The sequence below is a fragment of the Pseudovibrio sp. W64 genome, assembly GCF_001623145.1.
Taxonomy (GTDB): domain Bacteria; phylum Pseudomonadota; class Alphaproteobacteria; order Rhizobiales; family Stappiaceae; genus Pseudovibrio.
Window position 1 is genome coordinate 117010 of sequence record NZ_LMCI01000001.1, and the last position, 21973, is coordinate 138982.

The window sequence follows — 21973 nt, forward strand, 5'->3', positions numbered from 1 at the left end:
GAAAACCGGAAAACCACTTTTCAGCGATATGCTTTATCCTTCAGGCAAAGCACCCATGCACCACGCCATAATGCCTTTTTGGGCGTGGAGTCGGTTTTCTGCCTCGTCGAATACCACAGAATGCGGGCCGTCGATTACCTCATTTGTCACTTCTTCCCCACGATGCGCAGGCAGGCAGTGCATAAACAAAGATGAATCGTTGGCTTCGCTCATCAGGCGTTCATTGACCTGATAAGGAGCCAGCAGGTTATGACGCGTTTGTGCTTCGTCATCTCCCATGGACACCCAGCAATCGGTGATAACACAATCACTGTTTTTCACAGCAGCAAACGGGTCGTCTGTCACGACGAGTTCAGCACCGGATGTATAGGCCTTTTCGATCCATTCAAGAGGTACTGTCAGTTCATTTGGTGCGGCGACGTTAATTTTGAAGTCAAACTTTGCTGCCGCTTCGATCCAAGAGTAAAGAACGTTGTTGCTATCGCCCACCCAGGAAACGGTTTTACCCTTAATGCTTCCGCGGTGTTCTTCGAATGTCATAATGTCAGCCATGATCTGACAAGGATGCGAAACCTTAGTCAGGCCGTTGATGACCGGAACGGTAGCGTACTCTGCCAGTTCTCTCACAGCATCATGGTCCAACATGCGGATCATGATCATGTCCACGAAGCGGGACAATACGCGGGCGGTATCTGGAATGGACTCGCCGCGGCCAAGCTGCATCTCTGCGCCAGTCAGCATCAGGGTTTCGCCGCCCAGTTCCCGCATGCCCACATCAAAGGAGATGCGGGTTCTGGTGGAAGGCTGCTCAAAGACCATGGCGAGCACTTTGCCTGCCAACGGCCCCTGCCCGCGATGAACGCCATTGCGGGTGGCTTTGATCTGATTGGAGACCTGCATAATCTGGCGAAGGTCATCACCGGAAAAATCGCTGATATCGAGAAAGTGCTGTGGTTTTGTCATAGTGGTCATTTGGCAGTCTCGGCAGTTTTCAGCTCGGTTTCCACGTCCGCAGCAGCGGCTTCGATTTTTTGGACGAGCATGTCAATTTCTTCAGCGGTAATGATCATTGGCGGCATAATACGGAGCACGTTGTCTCCGGCACCAACTGGCAGCAGGCCGTTGTTGCGCATGTGTGCCAGTACTTGTGTGTTCGGCACTTTGCATTTCAAGCCAAGCATCAGGCCTTCACCGCGCACCAGCTCAAACACATCGCTGTGCTGATCAACAGTGCAGGCCAGCTTCTGCTTCAGCTGCAAGCCTTTTTCCTGCACAGCTTCCAGAAAACCCGGTTCCAGAACCGTTTCCAGAACAGCATTCCCAACAGCCATCGCCAGCGGGTTGCCGCCGAAGGTGGTGCCGTGAACGCCAGGAACCATGCCACTGGCCGCTTCATTTGTTGCGAGGAACGCCCCCATTGGGAAGCCGCCACCGATGCCTTTTGCAATCGCCATCAGATCCGGTGCAACGCCTGCCCATTCATGGGCAAAGAGTTTGCCGGTTCTGCCAACGCCTGTCTGGATCTCATCGTAGATCAGCAACAAGTCATTTTCATCACAGATCTGGCGCAGACCTTTCAGAAAGGCCGGGTCCATGGTGCGGATACCACCTTCACCCTGAACCGGCTCCAGCATGATAGCTGCAGTTTCCGGTCCGACCATCTTCTTAACCGCGTCCAGATCACCAGCGGGCACCTGATCGAACCCTTCTGGCGCAGGGCCGAAGCCTTCGAGGTACTTTTGCTGGCCACCAGCGGCGAGCGCTGCCATGGTTCTGCCGTGGAACGCATTTTCAAAGGTGATAATGCGGTTCTTTTCCGGATTGCCCTTGGCAAAGTGATAGCGCCGTGCGGCCTTCATGGCCCCTTCGGTTGCTTCCGTCCCGGAGTTGGTGAAGAACACAACATCAGCAAAGGTGTTGTCTGTCAGCAGCTTTGCAAGCTTCTCACCCTCTGGAATTGTATAGAGATTGGTGACGTGCCACAGCTTTTCAGCCTGAGACTTCAGCGCCTCAACGAGCTTTGGGTGTGCATGACCCAAGCCGGAGACGGCAATACCCGAGGCACAATCCATGTATCGTCGACCATCAGCCGCAATCAGCCAGACACCTTCCCCACGCTCGAACGCGAGGTCTGAGCGTGCATAAGTCTGCATTAGCGACGAAGTCGTCATTTCTTACTCCTCATGGATTGAGCTTTCTCGATATGCTCAAAAGTCCTGGTTGCTACAAAAACAAAAAAACGCCGTGTGGCGTTTTGAAACTAAGAGAAGCGACATATAAACCGCGTTCCCTCAGGGCAGTCAATAACACGTATTACCAGCAATACCTTACTCCCGTTCAGGAATTGACTGCCAGCCTTGTGTCTCTCCCTCTGGTGCAGCTTAAACAGGCTGCTACCGGAAGAAGCATGCATTGTGGCATTTTTAGAGGATGGAGTAGAGATTAAATCCCATGCTCTATGACCAGTTTTTTTCCACGGTTCTTAAGGTTTATTCAATACACCTCTAGCGTGTACTACGGCATATGAGAGAGGAGTGCGCTTAGTTCTTGTGTTATGCAATTTGTAGTTTACTAGTGTTTTTTACTAGTTGTTTTTCAGTGGTAAATATATGTATTAAATATCAACGGGGTAACGCTATCAGCTCTTACTTTGTGTTGGAAAGAATGCGGTGGAACTTGGTTTAACAAACAGCTCCTATTCTTTAGATTGATAATCTTCTCCCACCACAAGAAGGCTGTTATAGGTAAGTAGTAGTACGGCAATTCTGGGGAAAACCAGAGTCTTCCCCACCTCAATTCTTTGAGGTTATTGCTCGTATCAACGCCCATATAGTACTGTGTGACAAGAGTTATACACCATCTCGTAGTTACTGAACGCTGCAAGCACACACGCTCAGGTAAGCGGCACTTTCGGATGCGTCCGAACTGAGCGAATGCTGTTTTGCGCGCCACTGAAGGAAGACGGGGCCCTTTAATGAGCTGGACAGCAGAACGTGTAGAGTTACTAACCAAACTTTGGGCAGACGGGTTAAGCGCCAGTCAAATCGCGGGGGAACTTGGCAATGTAACCCGTAATGCGGTGATTGGTAAGGTTCATCGCCTTGGTCTTTCAGGTCGCGCCAAATCGGGAGGTGGTGCAACCAAAACGAGAAAGGCACCTGCCCCAGCGGCAAGGGTCGTCACCTCAACCAAACCAACAGTGGCTGAAGCGATTGCAGCTGTTGCGCCTTCCCCAAGTCCCCGACAAATTCAGCCAACGATAGCCGGTGCCAACGCCCTTAAAGTTGAACCGATTGAAGCTATCCAACCAGAAATTTCTCCAGTCCCAACCTCCGATCTCTTTATTCCGGTTTCAGAACGCGCCTCCATCCTGACTTTGAATGAACGCACCTGTAAGTGGCCGATTGGTGATCCGAGTTCTGATGACTTCTATTTCTGTGGGCGCCAGTCAGATGCAGGCACACCTTATTGTGCGCATCACCGCAGCATTGCCTATCAGCCCGTCAGCGACCGCCGCAACCGCCGCGCAAGCTAATTTGAGCTGAAAAAGCAACGTATTGAGCCGGGTCCAAAGCCCGGCTTTTTGCCGTTTGCGTGTCGTTCTGATCTGACGCTTGTCGCTCTGGCCTGAGAACTAGTGAGCTTTAAAGGTTTGGCGGGTGACGGCGCCCCAGTATGGGTCCGTATAGTTTTCTTCCAAAAATTGGCCTGAGGTGTAAGTGCTGATAACGGAACGCCAAAAGGCAATGGCCTGATCAGCGCCTTCAATCTGCTTGATCTGCCAGTGACCGGGCATTTGATCAAACAACGCAGCGGCAAAACGCTGTCCTAGTTTATGTCTGCGGAACACTGGCACCACGTAAAACTCGCAGACTTCAAAGTCGTGATGATCTTGCCGCTTGATTGCAGCTAACCCGGCCGGGATATCATCATTTAAAGCCAGATAGCCGGTGATGTTGCCTTCAAGGAGCGTGTCTTTGGCAAACAAACCATCCGCGTTTGGATGTTTGTGTGTGAGAGGTGAGAACTCTGCCTCATAGGCCTGACAGAGATTGTCGTAGATATGAGCGGTCGCTCGATCAACCGTCTTGATTATCATTTGTTATCCGCATTGTTTTTATTCTGCACCTCTGGAAGGGAGATGCAGTTTCACAATGCGCATATAGCAGAGATCAATTACCCAACAGCGAACTGGTCGTTGAAAGCGTATCCGGCGCCGCGAACGGTGCGGATCGGGTCTTTCATGCGGCCTTTGTTGATGGCTTTGCGCAGGCGGCCTACGTGGACGTCCACGGTGCGCTCATCTACGTAGACATCATGGCCCCAGACACCATCCAGCAGCTGTTCACGGGAGTAAACGCGGCCCGGTGCGCTCATGAGGAACTCCAGCAGGCGGTATTCTGTGGGGCCGAGGTGGATTTCGCGGCCTGTTCTGCGCACGCGGTGGGTTTCGCGGTCGAGCTCAATGTCGCCAGACTTGAGCATTGTGGAAACAACTTCTGGCAATGCACGGCGGAAGATCGCACGAACACGGGCCATAAGTTCCGGAACGGAGAACGGTTTGACGACATAATCGTCGGCCCCGGTTGCCAGACCGCGGATGCGCTCGGATTCTTCACCGCGCGCTGTGAGCATGATAATCGGCATGCGCTCGGTTTCTGAGCGTGCCCGCAAACGACGGCAAAGCTCGATGCCAGAGAGGCCCGGAAGCATCCAGTCCAGCAACAGCAGGTCCGGCTGGCTTTCCTGCAGCAGGACTTCCGCCTCATCTCCTCTTGCGCACACGTCAACAGTGTAGCCCTCTGCTTCAAGGTTATAGCGCAGCAGCAGGCTTAGCGGTTCTTCGTCTTCTACAATCAGTATCTTAGGCATATTAAAGTGCTCTCTTTGCACCTTCTCTTATAAAGCAATTGCGTGTGTTCTGCTCGTTATAAGTGAACACACTCTACACGGTTGTGCTCTGCGCCAGCTCGTCCGTCTTTGGACGATCTGTTGGAAGGTGGCTTCCGGAGATCATGTAGTAGATGTTTTCTGCGATATTGGTTGCATGATCACCGATGCGCTCAATATTCTTTGCGCAGAACAACAAGTGCGCGCACATGGTGATGGAGCGCGGGTCTTCCATCATGTAGGTGAGCAGCTGACGGAACAGGCTTGTATAAAGCGCATCCACTTCGTCATCGCGAACATGTACGCGCTGGACAACCTCAAGATCGCCAGAGGTGTAGGCATCCAGAACGGCTTTGAGCTGCTCAAGCGCCAGATCAGACATGTGCTCAACACCAACAGCGAGCTGCTTGTTGTTGAACTCAGATTCAATCGCCAGCGTCCGCTTGCCGATGTTCTTGGCCATGTCACCGACGCGCTCCAGATCGTTGGAGATGCGCATGGCGGCGATGATGTCGCGCAGATCGCTTGCCATTGGCTGGCGGCGTGCGATCACGGAGATGCACAGCTCTTCCAGCTCGGCCTGCATGTTGTCCAGGCGCTGGTCGGCGGCGATGGTGCGGGTTGCCAGTTCGCGGTCCTGTCTCAGCAGTGCAGTGACAGCGTCGTGAACCAGGGTTTCTGCCAGTCCGCCCATTTCAACGACACGTCCGGCCAGTTCTTTCAGCTCTTCATTGAAGGAAGAGACAATATGATCTTTCATCGGATATCTCCTTAGAGTACCGCTCTTTTATTTTTAACCAAAACGGCCTGTGATGTAATCCTGCGTGCGCTGGTCTTTTGGGTTGGTGAAGATGTCGTTGGTCAGCCCCTCTTCCACCAGATTACCCAGATGGAAGAACGCGGTGCGCTGGGATACACGTGCGGCCTGCTGCATGGAGTGGGTTACGATGACGATGGTGTAGTTCTGGCGCAGTTCGTCCATCAGCTCTTCCACTTTCGCGGTGGCAATCGGGTCGAGCGCAGAACACGGCTCATCCATCAGGATCACTTCCGGAGACACAGCGATTGCGCGCGCGATGCACAAACGCTGCTGCTGACCACCGGAAAGGCCTGTGCCTGGCTCGTCCAGACGGTCTTTCACTTCTTCAAACAAACCTGCACGCTGCAGGGAACTTGCGACGATATCTTCCAGATCCGACTTGCCTTGTGCCAGACCATGGATGCGTGGGCCGTAGGCCACGTTCTCAAAGATTGATTTTGGGAACGGGTTGGGCTTCTGGAACACCATGCCAACACGGGCCCGCAGTTCCACCACATCAATGCGCGGGTCATAGACATCGTCATTGTCGAGGAGAATATCGCCTTGCACGCGGCAGATGTCGATGGTGTCGTTCATGCGGTTCAGACAGCGCAGGAAGGTGGACTTGCCGCAACCGGACGGGCCGATCAGCGCGGTCACCTGATTTTTGCGGACATCCAGATCAACACCATGAAGGGCCTGCTTGTCGCCGTAAAACACTTTTACATCGCGGCCACGCATCTTGAGTGTTTCGCCTTCAGCTGAAACGGCTGGAGGGGCGCTCATTGTTGTATCCATTGCACTCTCGGTGTCTGTGGTCATTTCCAATGCCATGATCTTGCCTTTCAAATCACCAGCGGCGCTCAAAACGTTTACGAAGGACGATTGCGATTGCATTCATCGAGATCAGGAAGCCGAGCAGCACCATGATCGCGGCAGAGGTTTTCTGCTGGAAAGCAGGCTCCGGGAAGTCTGCCCACATGAAGATCTGCACGGGCAGCACGGTAGAGGGATCAACCGGACTTGCCGGGATGTCTACAATGAAGGCCACCATGCCGATCATGAGAAGTGGTGCGGTCTCACCCAGTGCCTGTGCCATGCCGATGATGGTTCCGGTCAGGATGCCCGGCATTGCCAGTGGCAGCACATGATGGAACACGGCCTGCAAGCGGGAGGCTCCGACGCCGAGCGCGGCTTCGCGAATGCTTGGTGGCACGGCCTGAAGCGCTGCACGGGAGGCGATGATGATGGTTGGCAGGGTCATGAGCGCCAGCACCATACCGCCAACAACGGGTGCCGATCTCGGTAATCCAAAGACGTTGAGGAACACCGCCAGACCAAGCAGACCAAACACAATAGACGGCACGGCTGCAAGGTTGTTGATGTTCACCTCAATCAGATGTGTCCAACGGTTCTTTGGCGCGAACTCTTCCAGATAGATTGCAGCGGACACACCAATTGGAAACGAGAGGGACAGGGTAACGAGCATGGTCCAGAAGGAGCCAACGGCTGCGCCCCAGATGCCAGCCATCTCCGGCTCACGGCTTGCGCCGGACTTGAAGAAGATGGAGTTCCACTCGTTTGCAACAGTGCCTTTGGAGACCAGATAGTCGGTGTAGGCGATTTCTTTGTCTGAAAACTTGCGGAAACTTTCTGGCGTTTCCAGCTCTTCAACGCCCCACTGGCCAGCAGGCACGGCAGCATCCGTAGACAGCGGAATAAAGGCTGTTCCGGTGACGCTGGTTGGTGTCACCTTTTCTGCTTTAATGGTTCCGCCGTTCACCTCTACAAAGAAACTTGGCATGTTGGCGTTGAGTGTGCCGCCCGTGCCAGTGTTGGCAAGATGGCCCTGCAGAGTGACCAGTTCAGCTTTTTGCTTTTCCAGCGCACTCATGATCTTGACCAGAGCGGCTTTATTGCCTTCAACCTCAGAGGTCAGGCGCTGTGCTACCAGAGGATCTTTCTCGTTGGCCAACCGGGTTTCCAAGCCTGCGATCTTGGTTTTCACGCTGATTTCTGATCGGCCACGCGCTTCGATCTTGCCTGTCAGCAGTTCGATTTCGCGATCATAATAGGTCTTCAACGCCGCAAGGATCTTCTCAAACTCAGGCTTCTGCGCACTGATGGTCACCTGACCGTCCGTGCCGGAAACTGTTGCTGCGCTTGAGGTGGCGATCTCGGTTTTCTTTGTGATCAGGCCTTTGACATAAAGGTCGGCAAAGTCGGAGAGCGGGATTGCAACCGGACCAGTCCCACCCAGTATGGATGGGTCGGCTATTGCCTGCTTTTGCAGCGTGACATTGGCACCGGAAGACACCAGAGAGTAGAGCACACGGCGGTTTTTGCGGTCGGAAGCGAATGGCAATTCTGCCTTCAGACCGTCGCGAATGATCTTGTTGTAGCTTGCGCCAGCCGGATTGGCCGGATCGACCTTTTCTGCGCTCAGATTGAGCGGCACGCTTACGTAGTTGTAAGTGAAGGCAGGCAAGCCTGAGCCGACAATTGTGAAGAGCAGCAAAACCAGAAATGTTGCGGCCAGTGCGATGGCACCCATGCCGTAAGCTTTGAAGCGCGCTTCCATGCTGTAGCGCTTTTTCAGGCGCTTGCGAGCTTCGTCTGTCGTATGGACGCCGGAAGGAATGCCTTTGACACGCCCGCCAATGGCAGTACCGGCAGTGTCCTGAGCGATATCAATCATACTGTTCCCTATATTTCTTCACGACGCGCAGAGCGAAGATGTTCAGAGCAAGTGTGATGCAGAAGAGGAGAAGACCGAGTGCAAATGCTGCGAGTGTTTTCGCGCTGTCGAATTCCTGGTCACCGACCAGCAAGGTGACGATTTGCACGGTCACGGTTGTTACAGCCTCCAGCGGGTTTGCCGTTATGTTTGCGGCAAGCCCTGCAGCCATCACCACGATCATGGTTTCACCAATGGCGCGGGAGATGGCGAGGATGAGAGCAGACACGATGCCCGGAAGCGCGGCTGGCAGAACAACCCGGCGGATTGTTTCCGACTTGGTGGCACCAAGACCGGCAGAGCCATCGCGCAGTGACTGTGGTACCGCGTTGATCACATCGTCAGAAAGGGAGGAGACGAACGGAATGATCATAATGCCCATGACAAGGCCAGCAGCCAGCGCAGATTCTGAACTGACTGACAGGCCGATGCTTTCGCCCCAGCCACGGATAAAGGGTGCCACAGTCAACGCCGCGAAGAAGCCGTAGACCACGGTTGGAATGCCAGCCAGAATTTCAAGAACCGGCTTTGCAATGGCGCGCACTGGCGTGCTTGCATAATCGGAGAGGTAAATTGCGGAGAGCAGACCAACGGGCGCGGCTACGAAAATAGCAATTGCTGTGATCAGCATGGTGCCAACCAGAAGCGGGATTGCACCGAAGATTTCTGTATTGGCTTCGCCTTGCTCGGCCCCTGCCCCTTCAAAGGCGCTTTGCGGGCTCCAGTGAGTGCCGAAGACGAAATCCAGAATTGGGATCTGGCGGAAGAACATCAAGCTTTCGAAGATAAGCGAGAGAACGATGCCGATGGTTGTGAAGATCGCGACAGCGGAACAAAGGATCAGCAATCCCATGACGGTGCGCTCTACAAAATGACGGGCTCGCATTGTCGGTGTGATGGTGCGATTGCCGTACCACAGACCACCAGCAACCAGGGCGATGATCAGCGTTGTTTTAAGAATGAATGATGTTTGTGCGAGCGAGCTGAACACTTCTGCCGCCTGCTCCTTGCCGGCATCAGAGAAGGCTACAATGCCGCCGAATGCGATGGCGCGTGCGTCCCGCAAGAATGCCTGAAGTTCTGCTTTCGACAGTCCTGCAACACTCTCGGCCTTCGCGCTGATCACCATTGTGTCAAGCAAGCGCGGCTCAACGATTGCCCATGCAATCAAAAGGACAAATGCTGGAAGAGCGGCCAGAATGGCCAGGTATCCACCATGGTAGCTTGGACGGGAATGCAGTGCAGAGAGCTGATGACCAGCAACCTGCATAGCCCGGAAACGCCCGTAGACATTAGCGGTTACGAAGACCAGTAGAAGAAGGGCAGCGTAAGTCCAGAACATTTGTTGTGTCGCCTTATCTGGCTTTAGAGCAAGTTGCGTTCATTTGCATTCACGCATTTCGCTCTAACTTCTTTGCCTGAGCGAATTCTTGTCGTTTAATTCTATCCAATCAAACGGAACGCGCTTTAGTTTTTGGAGGATGCAGGAAAGCGGTCAGCTGGACATGCTGACCGCTCTCTTAGCGTTTGCAATTAGAATGCAAGTGGTGTCAGCGCTGCTGCAGATTTGGAAACTGCTGCGCGGTCAGCTGCTGGCATCGGGATCAGACCCTTGTCAGCCAGATAACCTTCGTCACCCCATGTGTCTTCATTGGTGAACTCACCGAGGTATTCAGCGATACCTGGGATTACGCCAACGTGCTCTTTCTTGATGTAGAAGTACAAGGAGCGGGACACTGGGTAGTCGCCTGCAGCAATTGCATCAAATGTTGGTGCAACGCCTGCAATGTTTGCGCCCTGGATCTTGTCAGCGTTCTGATCAAGGAAGGAGAAACCGAAGATGCCGAGTGCATTCGGGTTCGCATCAAGCTTCTGAACGATCAGGTTGTCGTTCTCACCAGCTTCGATGTACGCGCCATCTTCACGGACTTCGTGACACGCTTTTTTCTTCAGACCGAGGTCAGCAGCACCTGGTACCATTTTACAGCCGCCCTGCATTGCCAGCTCGGCAAATGCGTCACGGGTACCGGATGTTGGTGGAGGGCCGAGCACTTCGATCTTCGAGTTAGGAAGGGAAGGATCGATGTCGGACCAGGTCTGGTATGGGTTTGCAACCAGTTTGCCGTCCACTGGAACTTCTTTCGCAAGCGCGAGGAAGATCTGAGCCAGTGTCAGGTCCAGCTGAGTGCCAGCCTTGGAGTTCGCAAGAACGATGCCGTCGAAGCCGACAGTAACTTCTACTGGGGTTACGCCAGCTTCGTTACACTTCACCAGCTCCTTGCCCTTCATGCGGCGGGAAGCATTGGTGATGTCAGGAGTGTTTTCGCCAACGCCTTCACAGAAGAGCTTGATGCCGCCACCTGAACCAGTGGATTCAACAACTGGTGTTTTGAAGTTTGTCTTCTGACCAAACTGCTCAGCTACAGCTGTTGCAAATGGGAAAACAGTGGAAGAACCAACGATCTGAATCTGATCACGAGCCTGTGCGGAACCAGCAGCAATGGTACCTGCGAGAGCGAGCGCTGCAACGCTTGCGAATGCCTTGATTTTCACCTGAAGTCTCCTGGGAGTCTTGGTTTAAGAGCGCGTTGCGTTCATAATATTCACACAACGTGCTCTCATCTTTGCTTGAGCGAATTCTTTTCATTTGATTGGAACCAATCAAATGGAACGCGCTCTAAACTGTTTAACTACGTTCACCTCACAGCGCCCCGGCTGCGAGCTGGCTGTAACCTAGCGTTTGGCTGTGATGGTTATATGAACGTTGCGTATCAGTTTTATGACATTGCAAGCATTTGAATTTATTAGATTATTTTAATCGATATCATTTTCATCATAAATAACAGCGCCGGGTATGAACACGCGGAAGCAGGCGCCTTCATCTGGTTTGCTCTCAATTTCCAAGCGAGCCCTGTGCCTTGTCAGAATGTGTTTTACGATGGCCAGACCGAGGCCTGTGCCCTTCATCTGACGGCTTGTGACCACGTCAACCCGATAGAAACGCTCGGTTAACCGCGGCAGGTGCTCTGGATCAATACCCGGACCGAAGTCGCGGACCTCTGCAATCCAGTGCGGTGTCTCAGTGGAATCAGGGTCGAGGCGGCATGTGACATCGACTCGGCCCCCGCTTGAGCCGTATTTCAGCGCGTTTTCGATGAGATTGCTGAAGACCTGAACGAGTTCGTCCTTCTCACCGCGAATCTCGGCAGGTTCCTCAGGCACATTCACATTCACCTCAACACCCGATTCTTTCGCGACCGGGAGCAAAGTCTCTACGGAATGACGCATGATCAGGCTGAGATCCACGAGGGTTTCCGGCTGCACGTGCACCTTCATTTCAATACGGGACAGGGACAGCAGGTCGTCGATAAGACGGCGCATGCGCTCTGCCTGATCCAGCATAATACCGAGAAACTGGTCCTGTGCCTTCGGGTCGCCCTTGGCTGGGCCCTGCAGAGTTTCAATGAAGCCTGTCAGAGATGCCAGCGGGGTGCGCAGCTCATGGGAGGCGTTGGCGACAAAGTCAGCCCGCATCCGCTCTAAGCGGCGGGCTTCGGTCAGGTCGCGAATGACAACGAGAATGAGGCCCGGACGTCCGCGTGGGACGGCGAGGTTTCCGCTGGAGACGGACCAGAGCGGCGCGATGTGCGCTTCCAGCCAGAGTTCCATCGGTACTTTCTCGGTCCAGTCGATGACTTCTGTGGAGCCACCATTGGAGACACGGTCCAGCGCTTCCAGCAGCGATGGCGCGCGGATACGGAAGGACAGAGGATCGCCAACTGCAATGGTGCCGAAGCGGCGCTGTGCCGCGAGGTTCACGTATTGGGTGGTGCCGCGATAATCGACGACAAAGCACGGGTCTGGCAGGGCGTTGACGGCGGACTTCATGCCGCGGTCAACAATCTCGCTGGCTTCCTTGCGACTGACACCGCTTGGTGCTTTGACCTTGGTGCGGCTTTTCATGCCACCGCCGATGACCAGAACAAAAATGAGAGCGTAGGCGAAGAACGAGGCCCAGACGGGTACGTCAAAAGCTATGGAGAAGAGAGCGAAAATGCCGGCAGATGCCAGAAGGATCCAGCGCACATCAACGGGTTTGCGATAAACCGCCCGCCGGTTGAGACCCAGTCTCAACGGCTCCTGATTGGCCTGCTTTTCTTCCTTGTCGGTATCCAGGGACATACGTGCCACTCTCTAAACGCCGCTGTGCGTTTACGTTGTTTTTCTTTCAAGACTGGCCGAGAATTTAACAGGGCCAGCATGACATTCTCGCGACGGCGGCACCTCATTTCTTCAGTTTTCCCAACTGGAGATTGTCAAAGACGTAGCGAAACCAAGGATCTTAGAGGGCCTGCGCCCAAGGGCAAACAATGTTTATCCGCTGAGATCGTATCGACGAGTTGCTGCGGTTATATATTTAGCAGGTTTAACAAATCAAGCAGAAGAGAAGCTGAGGAATAATAATTAATCGGCAAACCTTCATTTGCGGCAGTGCAGACGTCATGCAACTATCATGTTTGGCGTTTAGTGCTCAATTGAAGTGCAGTGTCCTCCCCCTCTTACCTTTGGTAATTGTATTTAAATGGCCTGCGTCTTTAAATAGGTCATGCGAGCGGTGTTCGGCTTCTATGATTGGACCGCTTTTGTGGGGTGTAACGAAGGGCGAACGATGGAAGAGATTCTCGAAAAGCTGGAAGCTGCGATTGCACAGGAGGATTGGGCGGTAGCGGAAAAGTACATTCTTCTCATGCTGGAGGAGGATGAGACCAACCCGAGCCTTTGGTACAACCTTGGCCTTGTGCGCCGCCGTGCGGGCAACAATGTGCAGGCCCTTGAGAATTTCGAGAAGACACTGGACCTCAACCCGCAACACAAAGGCGCGATGTTTGAACGGGCTGCGGCTTGTCTGGACATGGAGGATTTTGCCTCAGCGCTCAATGACTTTGCCGAGTTCACCGCCGCCTACCCTGATGATAGCGACGGATTGCTGAACCTTGCCCGCATCGCGCTGCACATGGAGGTTCCGGATCTCGCCCTGCAAGCCTTCCAAAAGCGGGCTGAGCTGGAGAATGATGCTGAGAACATTCTTGGTGCAGCAGAAGCCATGCAGATGCAGGGCAATGATGAAGGCATCAACATGTTGCGACGATTGTTTGCTAACAATCCGCCTGTGCGCCCTGAATTGCTGAAAATTATGAGCCAAGGATCCTTCGGGCGCATGCCATTGAACTCGAAAGCTATGCTTCCATAAAACGGTCGTTGACTGGCCTCTTAAGCCTCAACGGAGCGCTTGGCACGGACAGATTTGCGGTAGTGACCCGGTTCTGCCTGCAGTTTACCTTGTGTGTCCAGATGGGTTTCGAACTCAGCTTCATCCATCGGAGCACAATCTAACTCCAACGCCTCACGCTTAAATGGGAAGGCCTGCGCTATCGGCGTGCCTGCTTTTAGCGTGCCTTCGAACTTTGGGTCTTTCCAAAGCGCTGGAAAATGAACAAAGCCACCTTTGAAGCGGTCACAATCCACCACTCCGGCCAGTGTCCTGAACGGCAGTTCTTCGCGGTTAAGCGGATGAGTGAAGAGCAGCGAGATGCCTTCAGGGGCTTCGATACTCCAGAAGTTGTTGAGCTTGATGATGAAATCGCCCGGGTTCGTGCCCAGCGGTGCACCGGTTGCCTGTTCTGGCACATGCAGGCCGATGGGTGATCGGGTTTGTTGTGCTTTTGGTGAGACGGGCTTCGGCCAGTGCCATGAGAACTCGCCGCCTTTCATCGTCACATCACAGGGCAACTTGAAGAGGATACCCGTTGAAAAGCCATCAATGATCGGCGGGCAGTGCTTAAGCGTGCGTACCTGTTCGCTGCCCAGCAACTCGCTTTCGACCGTTGACGGGATGTCTTTCAACCAGTCGGGCAAAGCTGCCTTTGCTTCTACAGGCTCTGGGATATGTCCATGTAGTTCTGGCAGGCAACGAAACGTGAGCTTCATGAAGGCTCCTAAATGTGGCTCTTGATCCGAAATCCAGCTCCTCTTTTCAGCGAGATGCTTAGATTTTCACGATGGCAGTTTTCAGCTTGTTCAGGCAGTAGGCCCATCCGGCGCTGGAATTCATGGCACGCAGGTATTCCCGCCAGCCGTCTCCGTAGCGCTCAAAATGACTATGCACCAGTTTGAGCTGCGCTCCACCTTCAACATCTGAAAACTGAATTGTGACGATGCCAGCTTTTTGCGGGTCTTCAATCAAAAGGCGTTTGGGAGAAATCTGCCAGGCGAGGACAATCTTGCTGCCCTCCTCCAGCTCCTGAATGGTGCCCCAATGGAGGCGCCTGCCGTCTTCAACATCCTCAAAGCATGAGCCGCCGACCAGAGGCTCGATGCCGAGCACGCCCTCATGTGCGAACCTGTACTCTGCGGGCCACCAGGCGTCGATTTTCTCCAGAAAACATGCGTAGGCGCTTTGAGCTGATGCAGGCAGAAGCACCTCTGCCTTGCATAGTGAAAATTGCTCCAAGACGCCCATTTCGCCTGATGTCATCGCATCCCCCAATTACACTCAGCCGCGTCCCTTCCTGCGGCGAGCCATCACGTAGACTGTAGCAGCAATTATCGTAATTGCTACAAAGAGAACACCGATGACATTGATGACAGGGGATATGCCAAACCGCATGCGAGCACCAATCTCCGTGACCAGTGTCCAGCTTGGGCCAATGGCAAAGAAGGTGGTGTTGTAGTTCTCAATAGACTGCAGGAACGAGATTGCAGCGGCTGTGAGAATGGTCGGCATGAGGAATGGCAGTGTGATCTTGCGGAACACAAAGAACGAAGAGGCTCCCAGATCCAACGCTGCCTCTTCCTGCACAATATCCTGCCGTTGCAGGCGTGCCATGAACATGAGCATGCAGTAGGAGGCGATGAAGCTGGACTGAGCAATAGTTGCGGTCAGCAGGCCACCTTCCACCCCGAAGGCATCGCGCCAGAAGATGAGCGTGGTTGCCCCCAGCACGATGCCCGGTGTGAGCATGGGCGACACAAGGACGGTATAGAGGAATGTGGTGGCTTGGGATTGCAGGCGTGTGAGCAACAAAGCCCCAGCCAATCCAAGAGGGATTGAGATGACGATGACGCCCAGCGCGATAATCAGCGAATGCCATAACCCGTCTATGAAACGCTGATCCTCCGGAAATGCACGAAACCAGTCCAGCGTGAAGCCTTGCCAGTCGATGACAGATGGAGTCGGCGATGCGTTGAAGGCTGCAATCACCATGAAGATCATGGGCAAGAACATATAGGCGAAGAAGATCACCAGATAGCCATTGAGGATGGTGGCGGCCCAATCAATAGGAGATTTCACCTGTTCTTTCATGGCGCCGCTTTCAAGTGTTGTTGTTGTCATTTCGCGATGTCCCGAATGCCGACGCGGAAGACCCACATGTTGAACAGAATGAAGACAATACAGGCCACCAACAATGCCAGCGAATAAGCGGCGCCCTGGTTCCAGCTGTCGGCCTCAAAGAAACGGCGATAAATCACCTGAGAGAACCAGTCGGGGTGCAGGCCACGGCCCACAGCACTTGGAACGGCGATGGAACCCGCAGAGAGCATGAAGGTCATGATCGCGCCAACGGCAATACCGGGTTTGGCGTGCGGAAGAACCACGCGCCAATGAATACGCCATGTGGACGCGCCCAGATCCTTTGCCGCTTCGATCTGGTTTTTGTCGAGCGTATCAACCGTGTTGTAAATTGGGAAAACCATGAAGAGCACGTAGGCGTAGACCATTACGGTGAACACGGCACCATTGGAGGCAACAAAGCGGAAGCCTTCGCCAGCTTCCATGTTGATGATGCCCAGCAGGTCCAGCAAGCCGTTGAGCACGCCTTGCTTTTCCAGGATCATGATCCACGAGAAGATGCGCAGCAGCTCGTTGATTGCGTAGGGAATCAGAAGGCCAAGCATCAAGATTGCAAGCTTGTTACGGTTCGTGGTCATCGCAACGGCGTAGGCCACTGGATAGCACAGTGCAAACGCCAGAATGGTGACGCAGAGCGCGTAGATGATGGTGGCAAGGAAGATTTGGAAATGCACAGAACTCATCATGGTGAAGTTCTTGAGCGAATAAGAGGTATCCAAGCCGACAGCGTCTGTCGTGGATTTCTCAGTTATTTCCAGCGCAGCAATTTGGGCTTCCAGCTCGCCTTTTTGCGCGAGTAACGGTGCTTCTTCGGCCTCAATTTCAGCAAGGCTGCGGCTTACCGCGCTTGTGTTGCCTGGTGATGGTGCGCCAAACGGGTTCAGGCCTGATGTATCGTTTGCTTCTGGTACCGACGGCGTTCCGAATGGATTGAGGCCGGAGGTATCATCAGAGGGTGACTGTGTACCAAACGGATTGAGTGCGGAGGCACTGTCTTGCTGAGGAGCAGTGGACGTGCCAGCAATCAGATCTTCTTTTTCGGCCTGAAGCTCCACCAGTCTGGTGTTGATCTGGAACACGTCTTCATAGGCGCGGTCAATTTCCAACGCCAGCGTTGCTGCTGCTCCGCCCCTGTCTTCATAGGTGAAGGCGCGGTCGATCATGGACATTTGCGGCAGCACAATCAGCACCACAATCCAGATCGCAGCCAGGCCTATAAAAAGTGTGGTCAGGCCTTTGCCATAACTCTTGATCAGACTATTCACTGGCCAGCTCTCCCGGACGCATCACTACGGCATCTTGCGCAGCAAACCAGAGTTTCTGGTCAGCGCCCAGAGGCTGGTGGGTTTGCTCAACATTGGTCACGTGGATTGCAACAGGCTGATCCCCTGCCCGCATATGGAGGTTCACAAAAGGGCCTTCCATGTCTCGGCGCTCTAGAATTGCGGAGAGGCCGTTTTGCTGGCCCTGCTTTTCTTCCAGGGTCATTCGCTCAGGACGTACGAAAAGGATGGCCTCCTCTCCCTCATTCAATCCGTGTGCGTTCTGGCCAAAGAGCTTGCCTTGCGATGTTTCCAGAATTGCGAAGTCGCCTTCTTTGCCAATGACTTTGCCTTTGAAGATGTTCTGCTCACCCACAAAGCTTGCCACAAAGGGCGTTTTGGGGTGCGCGTAAATCTCGTCAGAGGTGGCAACCTGTTCCACCACGCCTTTGTTCATGACTGCAACACGGTCTGACATGGTCAGTGCTTCGCCCTGATCGTGTGTGATGTAGATGAAGGTTACACCCGTTTTACGCTGCAGGTCTTTCAACTCTGCGCGCATGTGCTGGCGGAGTTTGAGATCGAGTGCGGAGAGCGGTTCATCAAGCAGGAGCACGGAGGGCTCAACTGCAAGGGCGCGGGCAATAGCAACGCGCTGGCGCTGTCCGCCTGATAATGCAGTTGGCAGTTTGTCGCCCTGACCATCCAGCGCGACCAGAGACAAAAGCTCCTGCGCCTTTTCCAGCCGGGTCTTCTTTGCGATGCCGCGTGCTTCCAGACCGAAGGCAATGTTGTCTCGTACGCTCATGAGCGGAAACAGCGCAAGGTTCTGAAAGATCAGAGCGGTTGGTCTGGCGTTTGCACGGATGCCGGACATGTCTTTCTCGCCGATCACGACACGGCCCTGTGATGGGGTGAGAAAGCCGGAGATCATGCGCAAAATGGTTGTTTTGCCACAACCAGACGGGCCGAGGATGGAGAAAAACTCACCAGCGTTGATCTTAAGGTCAGTGGGCTGGACGGCGACGAAATCGCCAAATTTCATGGAGAGGTTTTCAAGAATTACATCATTGCCGTGCATGAAGTGCCTATTGCTTCGCTTCAATCTCTTAAAGATTGGAAATTCAGAGGTTTTCTGCGTGCCTGACATTTTGACCAGTGCACAGTCCGTGCTCGTAAGGTGCGCAGTCTTGCTGCTGCATTTCTTAGGAGCGGATGTGCAAAGCGCGGCTGATGCCGCGCTTTGCTTTCAACGCCCTTAAGCGTTGGTGATCTTGTCAACGTATTCCTGACGCAGCGGAGCGAACCACGGCGTATCTGCCGGGTACCACCACAGGTTCGCCAGCGTGTCGTTGTTGTAGATTTCCAGGAACTGCTTCTTGTAGGTTTCGCCTGCATGGTTTGCAGCACCAACAACAGCGGAGTTGTAGCCGGTGTTTGAGCTGAACATGCCTGCCATTTGCGGATCAAGCATCGCATTGATGAAGGCGTAGGCCTGCTCTGTGTTGGCTGCGCCGCTTGGAATGCCCATGGAATCCATCCAGGTCATGCCGCCTTCTTTTGGCATGCGGTACTTCCATTTTGCATCTTCACGGCTGAGCAGCAGACCGGTTGTGTCCCATGTCTGACCGATAGACGCGCCAGCCTGTTTGAAGGCGTTTGTTGCTTCGGTTGCGTTGTTCCAGAACGCAGCAATATTTTCTTTGCGCTCAATGATGAACTTGGCCACTTCGTCCCAAACGCGGCGGGCGTCTTCCTCGGTCTTGTAAACATCGAGCATACGGTCAGATTTCACTTTGCCGATTGCATCGAGGTATAGGCCGGTGCCGATCAGAGCGGACTTCTGACGGAAGGCAGCCTTGCCTTTTGCTTCCGGTGCCCAGAGGGAGCCGAAGGAAACTTCGTCGTTTGACAGCGGGAACACGGAGCTGTCGAAGGTGATTGCCTCTGTACCCCAGTCGAATGGCAGCAGCATACGCTTGCCGCGGTAGGTGCCGCCCAGCTTCACGCTGTCGCGCAGCATGGAAGGCACAACAGCATCCACCTTGAGTTTGCTCTCATCGAGAGGAGCCAGCAGGTCATCCGGATAGTAATTGGCACCGTTGGTGATGGACGGGAAGATCACGTCAAAACCCTTGCCGCCAGCTGCTTTCAGCTTCTGCTCAGCTTCATCGTTGGAACCAAAGGTGGACAGGTTGATCTTGATGCCTGTGTCACCTTCAAACTTCTTGATCATGTTGTCCTGAACGTAATCGCCCCATGCGAACACATTCACCTGACCAGAAGATGCCAGCGCATCAGAGGCCTTCAAAATTGCAGGAGCGGCAATCGCAGCAGCGGAGGCTGCGGCAGTGCCTTTTATAACCGAACGACGAGAGATAGACATTTACGGACCCTCAAGAGACAAAGAATTCTTAATAGCAACCGAGGCGCGATACTTAGATTCGGCGCCTCTCCGGTTCCATCACCTAGGCAGCTAACTGCAACCTGTGACAGACCCATGACAATTTACGTATATTAACTTATGGAGCGTAGCTCATTATTAGCGGGCTAGGCAATATTGTATTTATATTTCTATAGGTTGACCTGAAAACTCTAGGTAATTTCAATCTGTTATTTATTTGGCAAACTAAAAAGGGAGCACCTTTTCAGGTACTCCCTTTCAATTGTCGAAGGCTACAGGCTCTATCAGACGCTTGCGTGCGCTCTTTGCCGGCGACGCCGCATAACGACGCCATAGTGCGGAGCAAACAACATGGCAAGCACCTGCTGCAGACCAGCGACAACCGCAATCATACCAGCTGCGGACACAGAGAATTCATAGCCAAGCAGGCCCGGGCCGAACGCTGCCAGCAGGTAACCAAACAGGCCAGCGGACAGGGATGCGATGCCGGAGATGAAGAGCTGGACTTTCAGATTATCTGTCAGCATGCGAGCCGTTGCTGCCGGGCAGATAAACATCGCAATCACAAGGATCGACCCTACAGCTGTAAATGCAGCAACAGCAGCGATTGCCACCATGACAATGAGTGAAAGGCCAAGCCATTTAGGCGAGAATCCCAGGCTTGCAGAGAGCAACGGGTCAAAGCTGGAGATCTTCAACTCTTTGAAGAACAGCACGATAAACACGATCACCAGCATGTTAACAACAAACAGCTGCTTGATGCTTTCCGGCAAGGTCATGAGCACCTGCCAGTTCCACAGGTCTGAGAGGGAATAGGCATCCAGCCAGATTGCACTTTCCAGATTGCCGTAGAGCGCGTGTTCCACATCCAGATGGACGCCAGCGGTCCCGGTTTGCTCCAGAATCACAACGCCTGCTGCGAACATGGTGGTGAACACCACGCCCATGGCTGCCCCCGGCTCTACATTGCCGATACGCCGGATAAGCTCAATCAGAAGGACTGCGAAGATAGCTGCTCCCCCTGCTCCGAGCATCATGGCCCAGGAGCTGGTCTCATGGGTGAACAGGAAGCCGATCACGATACCTGGCAGAACCACATGGGAGATTGCATCGCCCATGAGCGCCTGCTTGCGCAGAACAAGAAAGTTGCCGAGAAGACCGCAGGCGAGTGCTGCCAGAGACCCGAGCAGGATGCTTGGGAGGTCAAATTGCAGGAAAATATCCATCAGACTGCTCCTCCTCTGCTTGTTTCACCACCGCGCACAACATGCGGGCTTAGTTCCTGTTCCAACACTCTGACTGTATCAGCGGGCAAAACTTCTCCGATTGGCTTCAGGGACCAGTCGGCCAGTGCATGGGATTCTTCTGGGTGCATTTCGCGGTAGAGGTTCCAGAGCTTCTGATCCCGTTCAATGAGACGCGCCTCAGACTGGCCTTTGACCGTCGGCTGGCCGTCGCCTCCCATGAAACCGCCACGGCGGAGGATGGAACGGGTGAGAGGTTCCAGCACTGGTTCATCGTGTGCGATGGCAAGCAAACCCTGACGCAAGTGCACGATGCGTTGGAAACGATAGTGCTTGAGCGCAGCTGCCAGAATGCCTCTGACAGGCGAGATGAGGAGGGAAACTACAAAGAAACTGAAGAGCACCAGTACGATCAAACCGCCTGTTGGCATGTTTGGTGCACTGGCTGAGAGAGCAGCTCCGATGTAGCTTCCCGAGGCGCCAATACCTGCTGCAATGGCAACCAACACCGGCACGCGGTCTGTCCAGAAACGGGCAGCCACAGGTGGGATGATTGCCAAAGCAATAATGAGAACGAGGCCTACTGTTTTAAGGCCGATCACCACAATGCCCAGCAAAAGCAGAAGCAATGTGCGGTCCAGCCAGCGCACGTTGTAACCACAGGCTGCTGCAAAGCTTTCATCAAAGCAAAGCAGTGAGAATTCTTTCATGCGCAGCACAACGGCAAGGCCAACGAGTGCTGCTGCCACTGAGATGGTCAGCGCCTCAGACTTAAGCATGCCGGAGGTTGCACCAAGCAGGAAGCCTTCCAGACCCGCTTGCCCTGCAATGGACATGGACTGGATGATCGTCAGCAGTACCATACCCACGGCAAAGAAGGTGGAGAGTACGGTGCCGATGGCGGCATCTTCTGTGAGGCGGGTGTGGGTTTTGATCCAATCCACGGCCAGAACGCCAATACCAGCAGACAAGGCCGCACCAAACAGGAGCACTGGCAGGGAGCGACCAGAGTCAAAGTAAACCTGTGCGATGATGAAGGCGAGCGCCACGCCAGGAAGTGTTGCGTGACTGACTGCGTCCGAGATCAGCGTCCGCTTTCTAAGCAAAACAAAGACACCGATGGCACCACTGGCCGCCCCCAGAAGGGCTGCGCCGATGCAAACCAGCGCTGTGTTGTAGCCTGCGGACAAAGTAAGGGCGGCAAAGAACTGTTCCATGACGTTGCC

20 protein-coding genes are annotated in these 21973 nt (G+C 53.9%); 2 read left to right on the top strand and 18 right to left on the bottom strand.

Going from position 1 to position 21973, the window contains the following annotated elements:
* Positions 1-33: 33 nt before the first annotated feature.
* Together argF and PsW64_RS00590 are read right to left on the bottom strand one after the other, a co-directional pair.
* Complete coding sequence (gene argF / locus PsW64_RS00585; RefSeq protein WP_057464921.1) at positions 34-972, bottom strand: ornithine carbamoyltransferase; 939 nt, start codon at positions 970-972, stop codon at positions 34-36.
* Positions 969-2171 carry an aspartate aminotransferase family protein gene (locus PsW64_RS00590; RefSeq protein WP_063302358.1) on the bottom strand — a complete coding sequence of 401 codons (1203 nt, stop codon included), beginning with the start codon at positions 2169-2171 and terminating at the stop codon, positions 969-971. Before PsW64_RS00590 ends, argF begins: the two co-directional genes overlap by 4 nt.
* 803 nt (positions 2172-2974) lie before the next feature.
* On the opposite strand from PsW64_RS00590, the gene PsW64_RS00595 reads away from it, so the two are divergent.
* Positions 2975-3535, top strand: a complete 561-nt coding sequence (locus tag PsW64_RS00595) for a GcrA family cell cycle regulator (protein ID WP_057464919.1) — start codon at positions 2975-2977, stop codon at positions 3533-3535.
* Between the two features lie 99 nt (positions 3536-3634).
* Here the strand turns inward: PsW64_RS00595 and PsW64_RS00600 are convergent, their stop codons facing one another.
* The 8 genes from PsW64_RS00600 to PsW64_RS00635 all read right to left on the bottom strand — a co-directional run bounded on the left by PsW64_RS00600 (position 3635) and on the right by PsW64_RS00635 (position 12608).
* A complete protein-coding gene (locus tag PsW64_RS00600; RefSeq protein WP_063293816.1) occupies positions 3635-4099 on the bottom strand; it encodes a GNAT family N-acetyltransferase in 465 nt (154 codons plus the stop codon).
* Positions 4100-4176: 77 nt separating this feature from the next.
* Entirely contained in the window at positions 4177-4872 is a 696-nt protein-coding gene (phoB, locus tag PsW64_RS00605) for a phosphate regulon transcriptional regulator PhoB (protein ID WP_063287300.1), read from the bottom strand.
* Positions 4873-4945: 73 nt separating this feature from the next.
* Entirely contained in the window at positions 4946-5650 is a 705-nt protein-coding gene (gene phoU, locus PsW64_RS00610; protein WP_057464916.1) for a phosphate signaling complex protein PhoU, read from the bottom strand.
* Positions 5651-5683: 33 nt separating this feature from the next.
* Complete coding sequence (gene pstB, locus PsW64_RS00615; protein ID WP_373456178.1) at positions 5684-6475, bottom strand: phosphate ABC transporter ATP-binding protein PstB; 792 nt, start codon at positions 6473-6475, stop codon at positions 5684-5686.
* A 64-nt stretch (positions 6476-6539) separates the two neighbouring features.
* Complete coding sequence (pstA, locus tag PsW64_RS00620) at positions 6540-8387, bottom strand: phosphate ABC transporter permease PstA (protein WP_063302359.1); 1848 nt, start codon at positions 8385-8387, stop codon at positions 6540-6542.
* A complete protein-coding gene (pstC, locus tag PsW64_RS00625) occupies positions 8380-9768 on the bottom strand; it encodes a phosphate ABC transporter permease subunit PstC (RefSeq protein ID WP_063302360.1) in 1389 nt (462 codons plus the stop codon). Before pstC ends, pstA begins: the two co-directional genes overlap by 8 nt.
* 191 nt (positions 9769-9959) lie before the next feature.
* A complete protein-coding gene (locus PsW64_RS00630) occupies positions 9960-10979 on the bottom strand; it encodes a PstS family phosphate ABC transporter substrate-binding protein (protein WP_063302361.1) in 1020 nt (339 codons plus the stop codon).
* Positions 10980-11240: 261 nt separating this feature from the next.
* Positions 11241-12608 (bottom strand): ATP-binding protein, encoded by a 1368-nt coding sequence (locus PsW64_RS00635; RefSeq protein WP_057464913.1) that lies wholly within the window; start codon positions 12606-12608, stop codon positions 11241-11243.
* A 487-nt stretch (positions 12609-13095) separates the two neighbouring features.
* Here PsW64_RS00635 and PsW64_RS00640 point away from each other — a divergent pair, with 487 nt between their 5' ends.
* A complete protein-coding gene (locus PsW64_RS00640; protein ID WP_063302362.1) occupies positions 13096-13677 on the top strand; it encodes a tetratricopeptide repeat protein in 582 nt (193 codons plus the stop codon).
* Positions 13678-13697: 20 nt separating this feature from the next.
* Here PsW64_RS00640 and PsW64_RS00645 read toward each other — a convergent pair whose 3' ends face one another.
* The 8 genes from PsW64_RS00645 to PsW64_RS00685 all read right to left on the bottom strand — a co-directional run bounded on the left by PsW64_RS00645 (position 13698) and on the right by PsW64_RS00685 (position 21964).
* On the bottom strand, positions 13698-14414 hold the full coding sequence (locus PsW64_RS00645) for a hypothetical protein (RefSeq protein WP_063302363.1): 717 nt from the start codon (positions 14412-14414) through the stop codon (positions 13698-13700).
* 58 nt (positions 14415-14472) lie between these two features.
* Positions 14473-14961, bottom strand: coding sequence for an SRPBCC family protein (locus PsW64_RS00650; protein WP_063302364.1), 489 nt, complete (start codon positions 14959-14961; stop codon positions 14473-14475).
* An 18-nt stretch (positions 14962-14979) separates the two neighbouring features.
* A complete protein-coding gene (locus PsW64_RS00655; RefSeq protein ID WP_063302365.1) occupies positions 14980-15819 on the bottom strand; it encodes an ABC transporter permease in 840 nt (279 codons plus the stop codon).
* Positions 15816-17102 carry an ABC transporter permease subunit gene (locus tag PsW64_RS28075; RefSeq protein ID WP_063299151.1) on the bottom strand — a complete coding sequence of 429 codons (1287 nt, stop codon included), beginning with the start codon at positions 17100-17102 and terminating at the stop codon, positions 15816-15818. Before PsW64_RS28075 ends, PsW64_RS00655 begins: the two co-directional genes overlap by 4 nt.
* Entirely contained in the window at positions 17095-18180 is a 1086-nt protein-coding gene (locus PsW64_RS00665; protein ID WP_057464909.1) for an ABC transporter ATP-binding protein, read from the bottom strand. The genes PsW64_RS28075 and PsW64_RS00665 overlap by 8 nt, the downstream gene beginning before the upstream one ends.
* Positions 18181-18357: 177 nt before the next feature.
* The gene (locus tag PsW64_RS00675; protein ID WP_063287289.1) at positions 18358-19485 is read right to left on the bottom strand and encodes an extracellular solute-binding protein; all 1128 of its coding nucleotides are present in this window, start codon (positions 19483-19485) and stop codon (positions 18358-18360) included.
* Between the two features lie 302 nt (positions 19486-19787).
* On the bottom strand, positions 19788-20729 hold the full coding sequence (locus PsW64_RS00680; RefSeq protein WP_063302366.1) for a metal ABC transporter permease: 942 nt from the start codon (positions 20727-20729) through the stop codon (positions 19788-19790).
* Positions 20729-21964: a metal ABC transporter permease gene (locus PsW64_RS00685; protein WP_063295582.1), complete on the bottom strand. Its 1236-nt coding sequence runs from the start codon at positions 21962-21964 to the stop codon at positions 20729-20731. Before PsW64_RS00685 ends, PsW64_RS00680 begins: the two co-directional genes overlap by 1 nt.
* Positions 21965-21973: the final 9 nt, after the last annotated feature.